Raw genomic sequence first — 13,750 nt, 5'->3', positions numbered from 1 at the left:
CATTCGATGAACAAAATAGGTTGAATAGAAGCTATTACACCCGAGTCAACCATTTTTTATCATCGACTATTAACTACTTTAAATTCGAGGAATTATGGTGAACCTCATTCTGCAGAAGTGGTGATCAATTCATTTGATTTTGAAAAGATAGCTTCATTCAAAAACAAGGAAGATGGGATTTGTTAGTTCATAGGATGATATTGCAGTGCCTGTTTTTGACACCACAGCGATTGATGCTGCAGCTGGATGTTCATAGATTCAAAAATAATTTTTATTTCATCTTCTCAAAAAAAGTCAGCTCATAATTTGGCAATACCTCGGGATTGGTGATTTTAATCAAATCCTTCAATACCAAATCGGGTCGAGTGCTTGCCAATTCATAATAAATAACTCCTCCGGATGTTCCTTTTCTTATAATTGGAGTGTAGACCTTAGTCATTTTGAAATGCTTTAAACTGAGCATACAATTGGTTACTATTCAGAAGTTGCTCTTTTGAAGTAAAATATCCTGGAGCTATCCAAAAATCAGCAGTAACACCTCGATCAAAAACACTCTCAAAACTTAAAGACAGACTTCCTTTTCCTTTCGAGTCTTTCCACAAATAATCCAAATTGGCATCTTTTAAAAATTGTGCCACAAAACTTTCTCCTGCGGGTAAATTCCAAATGTCCTTATTCATAACAGCTCCTGATAGAATAGAAGGCTTTTTGGTTATTTTTAAAGCCGTATTTTTTGCATCAATATAATTTTTTTCGATCACCTTAAAAATACTATCTGCTTTTTTTTCTTTATCAAACAATACTCCAAAAAACTGAATCCATTCGGCTCTTCCTAAAGGGCTTTCCTCTAGCCAATCTCCATTATAAATCACTTGGATTCCTGCTTTTTGAATAGTAGTAAGACTCTTGTCAGCTGATGAGACGCTAAAGCCGACGACCAATTCAGGGTGAAGGTCTAATAGAATTTCAGTATTTAATGAATTTTCATTTCCAATCTCTGTAATTTTTCCAGCATCTATGAGCGCTCTAGTTTTTTTAGAGGAAATATATTGAGTATGTGGAAATCCAACAATCGATTTTTCTTCATCAAGCAATTCCACCATCGGGATGTGCGTGGTAGATGTAACGACTAGGTGCTGTATGGGAATTTGTATTACATTTTTTTTGGTGGGTACTAATGTGTTCCTTTTTTCAATGAAATATTCAAAGGTTCGATCTGCATTTTGATAGGCAGATTTGATGCGAAGTTTTTTTAGTCCTTGATCTTCAATAATTTCAAAACCTTTCGCATATTTTATTTTAGAAAAATTTTCTCTTGAGACGGGAATTTTTACTTTTTTACTACAAGAAAAAAGCACTAATAAAAATAAAATGGGTAAGAGGTGTAAAGTACGAATTTTCATTAAAAATATTTTAAAGAACAAGATTACAAAACAATTTTGTATTTACAATTTTTAAACTAAGTTTGCATCGATTTTAGGTTTTAATGTGATTTTCATTTTGCATTGAATTAAAAGGGAATCTGGTTAAAATCCAGAACTGTTCCCGCAACTGTACGTTTGTGCTGAATAATTTCAGCACCTCACAAGAGGATGTTACTTTCACTTTTGCCACTGATTCATTTTGGGAAGGCTAAGGAACATCAAAACAAGTCAGGAGACCTGCCTATCTTCAAAAGTTTAAAACTTTCGGGATAAAAGTTTATGTACTAATCGAAATTATTCGTGCACAAAATTTACCTGATTTATTGAGATTTTCCATACAGGAATAACAAATTATTCATCTAAATCAATGAAAATGAAAAAGGAAATCATCCTATTAGGAGTATTGGTCTTTAGTCTTTTGAACGCAATTGTGAATGCCCAAGAGCAGCCACAGACTGCAGAAAAATTAGAAGAGATCGTAATTACCGCGACAAAATTCAATTTAAATAAAAAGAACACAGGGAAAGTTATTACGAAGATTTCCCAAGAACAATTGCAAAACAATGCAGGAAAATCGGTTATTGAGATTTTGAATACCGTTGTAGGTATAGATGTTCGTGGAGTCAATGCCAATGCAACCGAACCAAGAAGTATCAATGTTCGTGGAGGAAGAAGTAGGCAAGTATTGGTTTTGATTGATGGTGTTCCTGTAACAGATCAATCTGGAATCAACCAAGAGTTTGACCTTCGTTTGTTGTCCTTGAGTCAAATAGAGTCCATTGAAATTTTAAAAGGAGCTTCGTCAACTTTATACGGTTCTGGAGCTGCTACAGCAGTGATCAATATCATTTTAATAAAAGCATCTAAAGACCAAATATCTGGATCTTTTGAGACTCATTTAGGAACGAATAATACTGCATCAACTAACAAGAGTAAGTTTTCTGATGGAACCCAAAATTTTAGTCTCCGTGGAACCTTGGGAGATTTCAACTTTTTAGGAGCATTTAGCGTCACAGGTATCAACGGGATGTCATCAGCAAAAAATAAAACGGCTATCGTTTTTGAAAATGACAGCTATGCATCAAAGAACGGCTTGTTAAAATTGGGGTATAGGCTCTCCAAAAAATTCAATGTGCAAACCTTTTTGAATTATGATACTTTTGACTACGACTTCGATACAGGAGCTTTTGCAGATAGTGATGTAAATACAGGAAATCAAGAGCAATTAAGATTTGGGATTCAACCCACCTACAGCTATCAAAAAGGAAAACTTTATTTAATAGCCTCTTTCAATACTATAGAAAGAGAATTAAATCAATTCAATTCTTATTCAAATACCTTAGATGCATATCAATTTCGAGGAAGAAGTCTCAATCTGGACTTCGTTCATCACTATGAGTTTTCTTCTCAACTCCAATTAATTACGGGAATCAATTATCAAAAACATTCAAATAATTCTATTACTCCTTTTGGAATTATAGACAAAGAAATTGCCAATTTCACTACGTTTGATCCTTATGCTAGTGTTGTCTATATCGCAGAAAACGGATTTAGCATCAACTTTGGTGGGCGATTGAATATTCATAATGTTTATGGAAATCAGTTTGTTTATGATGGAAATTTTGCTCAGAATTTTGTCATCAATGAAATGCATTCAATCAAAGGAATAGCCTCGTACAGTACTGCTTTTATAACTCCTAGTTTGTACCAGTTGTATGATGGGTTTTCAGGGAACATTGCTTTAAATCCGGAATCAAACAAAACCTTTGAAGTTGGTTTTGAATACGATTTTAAAGATTGGTTTTCTATGGATGCCGTTTATTTTAACAGAAAAGAAACAGATGCTATCATTTATGACAATACCACTTATACCTATGCAAACAGCTCTTCTGACGCCAATGGATTAGAAATCAATGCGAAAGTAAGTCCTGTCGATTTTTTAACATTAGCGAGCTCTTATACATATATTCAAAGAGATCAATTTGAAGGTGCAGACGATTATATTCCCAAGCATAAATTGGTAACTACTTTGGAAGTGGTGCCCTTTGTAAATTCTTTTATAAGTCTGACCTATAGAAATGTCGCATCAAGAGCTGTTTTTGATCGATATGGAAGTTTTGGAACTGCGGGTACCGATAGGTTATTGCCCAAATATCAGGTTGTAGACCTTATGGCAAATTATAAGTTCTTAGACAATACAGTCTCTCTTTTTGGAGCTATCACAAATGCTTTCAATGAAGATTATGATGACATTTTAGGGTTTTCTACTCGTGGAAGAAATTATAAAATTGGAGTGAGGTTACAATTCTAGGGATTCACAAAATTATTTCAGATCTAACTTTCATACTTATGCGAAAGAATTTGAAAGAAGATTTATTAAGGTACTTTCTAACAGAAGGTTTGTATCCCTCTTCCTCTTAATAGACTTGAGCTTTAAATTGAAAATGATAAAATGTGAATAAAAAGTATCTTTCTTCCTCAAATTAAAGGAATAGAATGGCTAAATTCACACTTTCATTTTTGCTAAAAGATAACCCTTGAATAACTACTTAGATTCATTAAACGAAGCTCAGAGACAGGCTGTTTTACAAATGGATGGTCCAATGATTATTATCGCTGGAGCAGGTTCTGGAAAAACACGTGTATTGACTTATAGAATTGCACATTTAATGCAACAAAATGTGGATCCCTTTAATATTCTTTCGCTCACATTTACCAACAAAGCAGCAAGGGAAATGAAAGAGAGAATTGCCTCTGTAGTTGGGACTAGTGAAGCAAAAAACCTTTGGATGGGAACTTTTCATTCGGTATTTGCAAGAATTTTACGTTCAGAAGCTGACAAACTGGGGTTTCCTTCCAATTTTACGATTTATGATTCTCAAGATTCTGTGAGATTGATCGGCTCAATTATTAAAGAAATGGGCTTGGATAAAGAGCGTTATAAAGCAAAGCAAATTTTAAACAGAATTTCCTCTTTTAAGAATAGTTTAATCACCGTTAGAGCCTACTACAATAATGCCGATTTACAAGAAGCAGATTTGCATGCGAGCAGACCTAAAGTTGGTGAAATTTATAAGGAATATGTTGATCGTTGTTTCAAAGCAGGGGCGATGGATTTTGATGATTTACTTTTAAGGACCAACGAGTTATTGGCACGTTTTCCAGAATCTTTGGCAAAATATCAAAATCGATTTAAATACATTATGGTCGACGAGTATCAAGATACTAACCACTCGCAATACTTGATTGTTAAAGCATTGGCTGATCGTTTTCAAAACATCTGTGTTGTGGGAGATGATTCTCAAAGTATCTATAGTTTTAGAGGAGCCAATATTCAAAATATTTTAAGTTTTCAAAAGGATTACCCTGAGGTAAAAACCTTCAAATTAGAACAAAATTATCGTTCTACCAGTACCATTGTAAATGCAGCAAATTCTGTAATTGCAAAAAATAAAACAAAATTAGACAAAGAGGTTTGGACTTCAAATGATGCAGGAGAGAGCATTCAGGTGATGCGTACCATTTCTGATGGAGAAGAAGGGCGGTTTGTTGCCCAGTCCATTTGGGAAAATAAGATGAACCATCAATTAAAAAACGATCAGTTTGCAATTTTATATCGTACCAACTCTCAGTCGAGAGCAATGGAAGATGCTTTGCGAAAAAAAGGAATTGAATATAAAATTTATGGGGGAATTTCTTTTTATCAAAGAAAAGAGATCAAAGACATTTTGTCATATTTACGGATTTTAATCAACCCAAATGATGAAGAAGCTTTAAAGCGAATAATCAATTATCCTGCACGTGGAATTGGCGCAACCACAATAGACAAGCTAACCATTGCGGCAAACCACTATAAAAAATCAATTTTTGATGTTTTAAAATACATCGATAAAATTGATTTAAAATTAAATGGGGGAACCAAGAACAAGCTTCAGAATTTCATGAATATGATGTTGCGCTTGCAGATAGAGTCACAAACAAAAAATGCCTTTGAAATTGCTGAAATCGTTGTAAAACAAACTCAGTTAATCAAAGACTTAGAAAAAGATGGAACTCCTGAAGCAGTAAGCAAAGTTGAAAATGTTCAAGAGTTATTGAATGGAATCAAAGATTTTATTACCGATAAAATAGAGCAAGGTGAAGATGCTTCATTAACGTCCTTTTTGGAGGATGTTGCATTGGCAACTGATTTTGATTCTAAAAAAGAGGATGATAAACCCACTATTTCTTTAATGACCATTCACCAATCTAAAGGGTTGGAATACTCGCACGTCTATGTGGTAGGCTTGGAAGAAAATTTATTTCCATCAGCTATGAGCATGAATACTCGAAGTGAATTGGAAGAAGAGCGTAGACTGTTTTATGTGGCATTGACAAGAGCAGAAAATGTTGCCTATTTGACTTATGCCCAAACTCGTTATCGTTGGGGGAAATTGGTCGATGCCGAACCTAGTAGGTTTTTAGAAGAAATCGACGACCAATATCTACACTACATCACCCCAAAAACTCTTGAACCAACCATCAATCGCTTTGTAGAAAAAAGCTTGTTTGAAGATGCTCCCAAAGGAATTCGGTTTCAAAAGCCTATTCAGCGTAAAAAGATGGAACGAGATATTGCCCTGAAGAAAGAAATTGTTGTTCCAAAAAATTTAAAGAAAGTTTCTCAAACCTTGTCAAAAGGAAACCTTTTTGATAATGAAATTATTGTTGGTAATATTATTGAACACGATCGTTTTGGAAGAGGAGAAGTCCTCTCTTTAGAAGGGAAAGGGCCCGATAAAAAAGCAATGATTCAGTTTGGGACCGCAGGTAAAAAAAACCTGTTATTGCGTTTTGTAAAGCTAAAAATTATCGGATAAAAGACTTTGTTTAATTCTTTTGAAATCAGTAAAAAAACTAAAAATAAAATGTTATTTTGCGACGGTAAATATTAGTAGCATACAATCTTGTAAGGTCGAATGAAATAGCGACCTTAAATATAAATTTCTTATTTATTTTTAATAACTAAGATTCTTCACAAAAACAAATAGATGACATTCGATTTAGAATACAATTCAGAAAGACCGTTAATGATCATTCCAGAATACGGGAGACATATACAAAAATTAGTAGACCATTGTGTAGCTCTAGAGAGCAAAGAAGAACGCGATAAAATGGCAAAAGCAATTGTCGATGTCATGGGGAATTTACAGCCTCATTTACGAGATGTTCCTGATTTTAAGCACAAGCTATGGGATCAATTGTACATCATGTCTGATTTTAAATTGGATGCTGAATCACCATATCCACAACCATCAAAAGAAGAATTGCAAGAGAAACCGGAAGCTTTGGCATATCCTAAATCTGCCTCGAGATATCGTTATTATGGGAATAATATCCAAACAATGATTGATGTAGCTCTCAGTTGGGAAGATGGAGACAAGAAAGAAGCATTGGTATTTACCATTGCCAATCATATGAAAAAATGCTATTTAAATTGGAATAAAGATACCGTAGACGATGCAATAATTTTTAAACATTTATATGACCTGTCTGATGGTAAAATTGATCTAAGAGAAACCAAAGAAGAACTCTCAGAAAGTAAAAATTTATTAAAAAAACGAAATTCCCAAGGGCAGAACAATACAAAACCTGTATACAAGAAACCCCATCATAACAATCAGAATAAAAACAGAAAAAGATAAGTAGCAATGGCATCATTTAGAATAGAAGGAGGACATCAGTTAGGAGGGACTATTACACCTCAGGGAGCAAAAAATGAGGTTTTACAAATTCTTTGTGCGGTTTTATTAACGCCAGAAAAAGTCTTAGTTCATAATGTTCCTGATATAATTGATGTGAATAAACTGATTTTTATTTTAAGTGAACTGGGAGTCAAAGTAGAAAAGCTGAGCAGCAACTCCTATGCTTTTCAAGCAGATGAAATTAATTTGTCATACCTAGAATCTGCCGAATTTAAGAAAGATGGAAGTTCATTAAGAGGATCTATTATGTTGGTAGGGCCACTATTGGCTCGTTTTGGAAGAGGGTACATACCGCGTCCAGGAGGAGATAAAATAGGAAGAAGAAGATTGGACACCCATTTTGAAGGCTTTATCCGTTTGGGTGCTACATTCAGATACAATAAAGAAGAACATTTTTATGGAGTAGAAGCAAAGGAGCTTCAAGGAACAGAAATGCTTTTAGATGAGGCTTCTGTAACAGGAACTGCCAATATTTTAATGGCTTCGGTTTTGGCAAAAGGAATTACTAAAATTTACAATGCAGCCTGTGAACCCTATATTCAGCAATTGAGTAAAATGCTAAACTCTATGGGAGCAAAAATTTCTGGTGTGGGCTCTAACTTATTAATCATAGAAGGCGTAGATGCTTTGGGCGGATGTGAACACAGGGTTTTACCAGATATGATTGAAATTGGCTCTTGGATTGGTGTTGCCGTTATGACACGTTCAGAAATGACCATTAAAGATGTGAGCTGGGAAAATTTGGGACAAATTCCAGATGTTTTTAGAAAGCTGGGAATTCAACTAGAAAAAAGAGGTGATGATATTTACATTCCTCAACAGTCCTCTTATGAAATTCAGAACTATATTGATGGTTCTATTTTAACCATTTCAGATGCACCTTGGCTAGGATTTACACCTGATTTATTGAGTATTGTTTTAGTGATAGCAACTCAAGCAAAAGGAACTGTGTTGATTCATCAAAAGATGTTTGAAAGCCGTTTGTTTTTTGTCGATAAATTAATTGATATGGGAGCCAAAGTAATTTTATGCGATCCGCATAGAGCTACTGTTATAGGACACGACCATCAATCGCAATTAAAAGCAACCAACATGACTTCGCCAGACATTAGAGCTGGTATTTCGTTATTGATTGCGGCATTGTCTGCAAAAGGAACTTCCATTATTAACAATATTGAACAAATAGATAGAGGGTATGAAAATATTGAAGCGCGATTAAAATCTATTGGGGCAAAAATAGAGCGTATTGAAAATTAAGAACTTTCGAAAACAACAACCTAAAATAGTGTCAGTTTGACACTATTTTTTTGTTGGCAACATTTTTGCCTATAGATAGAAGAAATTTAATGATTACAAAAGAGATGAGTACGAAAGAAGATATCAAAGAAGAAGAAATAAAAAACACAGAGGAAGCACAGCAAGTTGAAGAAAATCAAGAAGTTGCATCCGAAACGGTTGTAGAAGAACCTACTTCAGAAGAGTTGCTTCAAGCAGAAAAAGACAAGTTTTTACGTCTTTTTGCCGAGTTTGAAAACTATAAAAAAAGAACCACTAAAGAACGGATTGAGCTTTTTAAGACTGCAGGACAAGAAGTATTGACATCTTTACTGCCAGTTGTAGACGATTTTGAACGTGCTTTGTCACATTTGGAAGAAGATGAAAAAGCTGAAGAACTAAGTAAGGGAGTGACATTGGTATATCAAAAATTTTATACGACTCTTGAACAAAAAGGTATTTCCAAAATTGAAACGAATCCTGGCGATGTTTTCGATGCAGAACTTCACGAGGCGATTACTCAAATTCCAGCTCCATCGGAAGATTTAAAAGGAAAAGTAATTGATTGTGTTGAAAAGGGATACAAACTAGGTGATAAAATAATTCGCTATCCTAAAGTAGTGATAGGTCAATAAACAAAGAACAACCATTGGTGATCCATGATCGCTCATAATTGATAACTGATCACTGATAAGGATCACGCAAGCATATGGCAAAACAAGATTTTTACGAAATATTAGGCATTTCTAAATCGGCTTCTCAAGCAGAAATAAAGAAAGCGTATCGGAAAATGGCAATAAAATATCATCCAGATAAAAATCCAGATGATAAAATTGCTGAAGAGAACTTTAAGAAAGCTGCAGAGGCTTATGAAATATTAAGCGACGAAAACAAAAAAGCACGTTATGATCAATATGGACATCAAGCTTTTGATGGACCACAAGGTGGCGGCGGTTTTGGCGGCGGTGGAATGAACATGGATGACATCTTTAGCCAATTTGGAGATATCTTCGGCGGAGGCGGAGGTGGCTTTGGAGGTTTTGGAGGCGGTGGCGGTCAACGTCAAGCTCGTGTCAAAGGAACCAATATGCGTATACGTGTAAAACTCACTTTAGAGGAAATTGCTGTAGGTGTCGAGAAAAAAGTAAAAGTTCGTAGAAAAGTACAAGCAGACGGAGTTCAATACAAAACCTGTTCTACCTGTAATGGTTCAGGGCAGCAAATGCGAATTACCAATACAATTTTGGGTAGAATGCAAACTGCTACAACTTGTTCTGCGTGTTCTGGTGCTGGAGAAATGATCAGCAACAGACCCAATAATGCTGATGCACAAGGGTTAATTGTCGTAGAGGAAACAGTTTCCATTAATATTCCACAAGGAGTTACAGAAGGAGTACAATTAAAAGTAGGAGGAAAAGGAAATGAAGCTCCAGGAAAAATTCAATTCCAGGAGACTTGTTAGTTCTTATTGAAGAAATTCCTCATCCAACCTTAAAAAGAGAAGGAACCAATATTCACTTCGATTTATACATCAATTATTCTGATGCGGTACTAGGAATTAGTAAAGAAGTAGAAACCCTAACGGGCAAAGTGAAAATTAAAATTGATGCAGGTACGCAATCAGGAAAAATATTGCGTTTAAAAGGCAAAGGCTTGCCAAGCATTGAGCGGTACGGGACAGGAGATTTTTTAATTCACATCAATGTTTGGACTCCTCAAGAATTGGACAAAGAACAAAGAGCCTTTTTTGAAAAAATGCTAGACAATGAAAACTTCAGACCCAACCCGAATACTTCAGACAAGTCATTTTTTGAAAAAGTAAAGGATATGTTTTCATAATTGAATAATTAATAGTTTTTTGTGGAAAAAATATAATTTTTTATATTATTTTATATCAGATTACAATTATTTAATATATATTTGCAGTGTTGCTGAGCAATCAGTAACACTTTTTCTTTTTCATAGCAATTTTTCCCACTCATTTATGAGTGGGTTTTTTTATGAGGAAAGTTTTATACTTTTACAGTATTCAATAGCAGATCTATCTTATCGTCACGTCTCGGCGTGAAGGAAAGTCCGGACATCACAGAGTAGCATAGCGGATAACATCCGTCCAGCGTAAGTTGAGGACAAGTGCAACAGAAAGCAAGTACAGTTCGGCTGTAGTGAAACCAGGTAAACTCTATGCGATGCAATGCCATGTAAATTAGAGCTTGAGAGTGACTCGCTCGATTCTAAAGGGTAGGCAGATAGATTCTAAGAGTAATTTTAGAACGAGATAAATGATAAGAACCTTTTTTAAAAAAAAGGGACAGAATTCGGCTTACTGATCTGCTATTTTTATTAATTAATTTTTACGATATTCGTAAATTTAAAGCTTTTAATAAGTGTTTTTGTAACTAAATCTTCAGTTATGAATCAAATATCTTTTTTTTATTCAATAATTTAAGCAATCTATTATTTATTTTTAAATTTAGCATTAAATATAGTAGATTTGCGATACTAAAATACTAAAAAATATACATATATGGCTTTTGATATTGAGATGATCAAACAAGTCTACGCAAATGTTGTAGAACGTGTAGATGCTGCTAGAACCATTACAGGGAAACCACTAACTTTGGCAGAGAAAATTTTGTATTCCCATTTATGGGACGGTACACCAAGTAAAGCCTTTGTAAGAGGTCAAGATTACGTTGATTTTGCCCCTGATAGAATTGCTTTACAAGATGCAACTGCACAAATGGCTTTGTTGCAATTCATGCAAGCAGGTAAAAGTAAAGTTGCTGTACCTACCACTACACACTGTGATCACTTGATTCAAGCTAAGAACGGAGCTGGAACTGATTTACAAAGTGCTTTGAACACGAGTAATGAAGTTTTTAATTTTTTAGAATCGGTATCCAACAAATACGGATTAGGATTCTGGAAGCCCGGAGCAGGGATTATTCACCAAGTAGTCTTAGAAAATTATGCTTTCCTTATGGAATGATGATTGGAACCGATTCTCATACCGTAAATGCGGGTGGATTAGGGATGGTTGCAATTGGTGTTGGTGGCGCAGATGCTGTTGATGTTATGGCTGGAATGGCCTGGGAATTAAAATTCCCAAAATTAATCGGTGTAAAATTAACTGGAAAACTTTCGGGTTGGACTGCACCCAAAGATGTTATTTTAAAAGTGGCTGGAATTGTTTCTGCAAAAGGAGGGACTGGAGCTATTGTTGAATATTTTGGTGAAGGAGCTATCGGAATGTCTTGTACAGGTAAAGGAACCATATGTAATATGGGAGCAGAGATAGGAGCAACCACTTCTACTTTTGGGTATGATGAATCAATGGAACGTTATTTACGCGCCACGGATAGAGCAGATGTTGCCGATGCAGCAAATGAAGTAAAAGACTATTTAACTGGAGACGCTGAAGTTTATGCTAATCCAGAAAACTATTTTGATCAAGTAATTGAAATCAATTTATCAGAGTTAAGTCCTTTGTTAAACGGTCCATTTACACCAGATTTATCTACCAAAGCAGGTTCAGATATGACGGCTATTGCTAACAAAAACGAATGGCCATTAAAAGTAGAATGGGGATTGATTGGTTCTTGTACCAACTCTTCGTATGAAGATTTATCAAGAGCTGCTTCTATTGCTCAACAGGCCTTAGACAAAGGGTTGGGTATTAAAGCTGAATTTGGAATCAATCCAGGTTCTGAAAAAGTACGATATACTGCAGATAGAGATGGAATTTTAAATGTTTTTGAACAATTAGATGCAAAGATTTTTACAAATGCCTGTGGTCCTTGTATCGGACAATGGGCACGATATGAAGATCCTAAAAATGCACCTAAAAACTCAATCATTCATTCTTTCAATAGAAACTTTGCAAAACGTGCTGATGGAAATCCAAATACGCACGCATTTGTAGCTTCACCAGAAATGGTTGCTGCAATTACCATTGCTGGTCGTTTGGATTTTAACCCAATGACTGATACGCTCATTAACAAAGAGGGACAAGAAGTAATGTTAGATGAGCCTACTGGATGGGAATTACCTCCAAAAGGTTTTGAAGTAAAAGATGATGGATATCTTGCCCCAGAAGAAGATGGAAGTGGTGTTGTGATCAATGTGAATCCAGAATCTGAAAGGTTACAACTGTTAGCTCCATTTGAACCTTTAGGAACTGATTTATCGGATGTGAAATTGTTAATTAAAGCTCACGGAAAATGTACTACCGATCATATTTCTATGGCGGGTCCTTGGTTGCGTTATAGAGGTCATTTAGATAATATCTCTAACAACTGTTTGATTGGTGCTGTAAATGCCTTCAACATGAAAACTAATTTTGTAAAAAATCAGTTAGATGGGGAGTACGATGCAGTTCCTTCAACTGCGAGAGCATACAAAGCAGCGAATATTAAAACAATAGTTGTTGGTGATCATAATTATGGTGAAGGTTCTTCTAGAGAACACGCTGCAATGGAACCTAGACATCTAGGAGTAGCTGCAGTTTTGGTAAAATCTTTTGCGAGGATTCACGAAACAAATTTAAAGAAACAAGGAATGTTAGGTCTTACGTTTGCTAATGAAGCTGATTATGACTTGATACAGGAAGATGATATTTTTAACTTTGTCGATTTAAATGTGTTTTCTCCAGGAAAACCCTTAACACTAGAAGTGGTTCATGCAGATGGATCTAAAGATAGTATTATTGCGAATCACACTTACAATCAAGGTCAAATTGATTGGTACAAAGAAGGTTCAGCATTGAATTTAATTAAAAAGCAAAACAATTAATTATCTTTTCAATTTTAAATACAACAAAGCTCCTAAAGAAATTTAGGAGCTTTGTTTTTTTATCATTAAACGGAAAAAGCACGCTATTAATTTTTAACTTTAACTTTAAAAGTTAAAGAATATGTTTCTCCCCTTAGAGTTCCCTCTACATCCATTTTTTTATAGTTTAGCTTATTTTTAATATAAGATGAAACTTCTTCATTGTCAGAATCAATATTTAAAATGACCAATTCATTTTTAGTATTCATGATAAAGGAAATTGTTGCGGTGCTTTCTTTTTTAATATGAATCGGCATTTTAGTCCCGATGACAGCAACGATTTTTGCTCTTAATTCATTATTCGATTTGGAGTTGTTTTTTTCTGTAGCTTGTAAAGAAAAAGTTGTCAATAAAGCAATTGAAACTACGGCAATAATAATTTTTAAATTTTTCATAATATGTGTTTTTTATTTGTTTATACAGTAAAGACGACCCATAAAAATAAAGGTTTCAATTATTCTGAGACTTAACAAA

Annotated in this window: 8 protein-coding genes, 1 other RNA gene, 2 pseudogenes and 1 riboswitch; of the genes and pseudogenes, 8 read left to right on the top strand and 3 right to left on the bottom strand. The window is 34.7% G+C overall.

Annotated elements, in window-relative coordinates; genetic code table 11:
• Window positions 1–271: 271 nt before the first annotated feature.
• Both RRF69_RS11455 and RRF69_RS11450 read right to left on the bottom strand, forming a co-directional pair.
• The gene (locus RRF69_RS11455; protein WP_316939914.1) at window positions 272–439 is read right to left on the bottom strand and encodes a hypothetical protein; all 168 of its coding nucleotides are present in this window, start codon (window positions 437–439) and stop codon (window positions 272–274) included.
• Complete coding sequence (locus RRF69_RS11450; RefSeq protein ID WP_316939913.1) at window positions 432–1,403, bottom strand: ABC transporter substrate-binding protein; 972 nt, start codon at window positions 1,401–1,403, stop codon at window positions 432–434. Before RRF69_RS11450 ends, RRF69_RS11455 begins: the two co-directional genes overlap by 8 nt.
• A 58-nt stretch (window positions 1,404–1,461) precedes the next feature.
• Window positions 1,462–1,684, top strand: a riboswitch (cobalamin riboswitch).
• A 113-nt stretch (window positions 1,685–1,797) separates the two neighbouring features.
• Between RRF69_RS11450 and RRF69_RS11445 the strand changes: the two genes are divergently transcribed.
• The 8 genes and pseudogenes from RRF69_RS11445 to RRF69_RS11410 all read left to right on the top strand — a co-directional run bounded on the left by RRF69_RS11445 (window position 1,798) and on the right by RRF69_RS11410 (window position 13,237).
• The gene (locus RRF69_RS11445) at window positions 1,798–3,735 is read left to right on the top strand and encodes a TonB-dependent receptor plug domain-containing protein (RefSeq protein WP_316939911.1); all 1,938 of its coding nucleotides are present in this window, start codon (window positions 1,798–1,800) and stop codon (window positions 3,733–3,735) included.
• A gap of 226 nt (window positions 3,736–3,961) precedes the next feature.
• Window positions 3,962–6,283, top strand: a complete 2,322-nt coding sequence (locus RRF69_RS11440; RefSeq protein ID WP_316939909.1) for an ATP-dependent helicase — start codon at window positions 3,962–3,964, stop codon at window positions 6,281–6,283.
• A 171-nt stretch (window positions 6,284–6,454) separates the two neighbouring features.
• Complete coding sequence (locus tag RRF69_RS11435) at window positions 6,455–7,108, top strand: DUF4290 domain-containing protein (RefSeq protein ID WP_316939908.1); 654 nt, start codon at window positions 6,455–6,457, stop codon at window positions 7,106–7,108.
• A 6-nt stretch (window positions 7,109–7,114) separates the two neighbouring features.
• On the top strand, window positions 7,115–8,425 hold the full coding sequence (murA, locus tag RRF69_RS11430; RefSeq protein WP_316939907.1) for a UDP-N-acetylglucosamine 1-carboxyvinyltransferase: 1,311 nt from the start codon (window positions 7,115–7,117) through the stop codon (window positions 8,423–8,425).
• Window positions 8,426–8,529: 104 nt separating this feature from the next.
• Window positions 8,530–9,078, top strand: coding sequence for a nucleotide exchange factor GrpE (locus RRF69_RS11425; protein ID WP_316939906.1), 549 nt, complete (start codon window positions 8,530–8,532; stop codon window positions 9,076–9,078).
• A 74-nt stretch (window positions 9,079–9,152) separates the two neighbouring features.
• Window positions 9,153–10,282: pseudogene (gene dnaJ, locus RRF69_RS11420) on the top strand (molecular chaperone DnaJ).
• A gap of 193 nt (window positions 10,283–10,475) precedes the next feature.
• Window positions 10,476–10,785, top strand: an RNA gene (rnpB, locus tag RRF69_RS11415) — RNase P RNA component class A.
• 185 nt (window positions 10,786–10,970) lie between these two features.
• Window positions 10,971–13,237, top strand: a pseudogene (locus tag RRF69_RS11410) (aconitate hydratase).
• Window positions 13,238–13,323: 86 nt separating this feature from the next.
• Here RRF69_RS11410 and RRF69_RS11405 read toward each other — a convergent pair.
• Entirely contained in the window at window positions 13,324–13,671 is a 348-nt protein-coding gene (locus RRF69_RS11405) for a hypothetical protein (protein ID WP_316939905.1), read from the bottom strand.
• Window positions 13,672–13,750 lie beyond the last annotated feature (79 nt).

The sequence above is a fragment of the Polaribacter sp. HL-MS24 genome, from assembly GCF_032758595.1.
Classification (GTDB): Bacteria; Bacteroidota; Bacteroidia; order Flavobacteriales; family Flavobacteriaceae; genus Polaribacter.
The sequence above is the reverse complement of the archived record's forward strand: the minus strand, read 5'-3'. Positions and strand labels throughout refer to the sequence as shown.

Excerpts from the sequence above, each read along its gene's own strand:
- RRF69_RS11435 (WP_316939908.1), top strand. The coding sequence starts at position 6,455 with ATGACATTCGATTTAGAATACAATTCAGAAAGACCGTTAATGATCATT.
- RRF69_RS11425 (WP_316939906.1), top strand. The coding sequence starts at position 8,530 with ATGAGTACGAAAGAAGATATCAAAGAAGAAGAAATAAAAAACACAGAG.
- RRF69_RS11455 (WP_316939914.1), bottom strand. The coding sequence starts at position 439 with ATGACTAAGGTCTACACTCCAATTATAAGAAAAGGAACATCCGGAGGA.
- RRF69_RS11405 (WP_316939905.1), bottom strand. The coding sequence starts at position 13,671 with ATGAAAAATTTAAAAATTATTATTGCCGTAGTTTCAATTGCTTTATTG.
- RRF69_RS11445 (WP_316939911.1), top strand. The coding sequence starts at position 1,798 with ATGAAAAAGGAAATCATCCTATTAGGAGTATTGGTCTTTAGTCTTTTG.
- RRF69_RS11450 (WP_316939913.1), bottom strand. The coding sequence starts at position 1,403 with ATGAAAATTCGTACTTTACACCTCTTACCCATTTTATTTTTATTAGTG.
- murA (WP_316939907.1), top strand. The coding sequence starts at position 7,115 with ATGGCATCATTTAGAATAGAAGGAGGACATCAGTTAGGAGGGACTATT.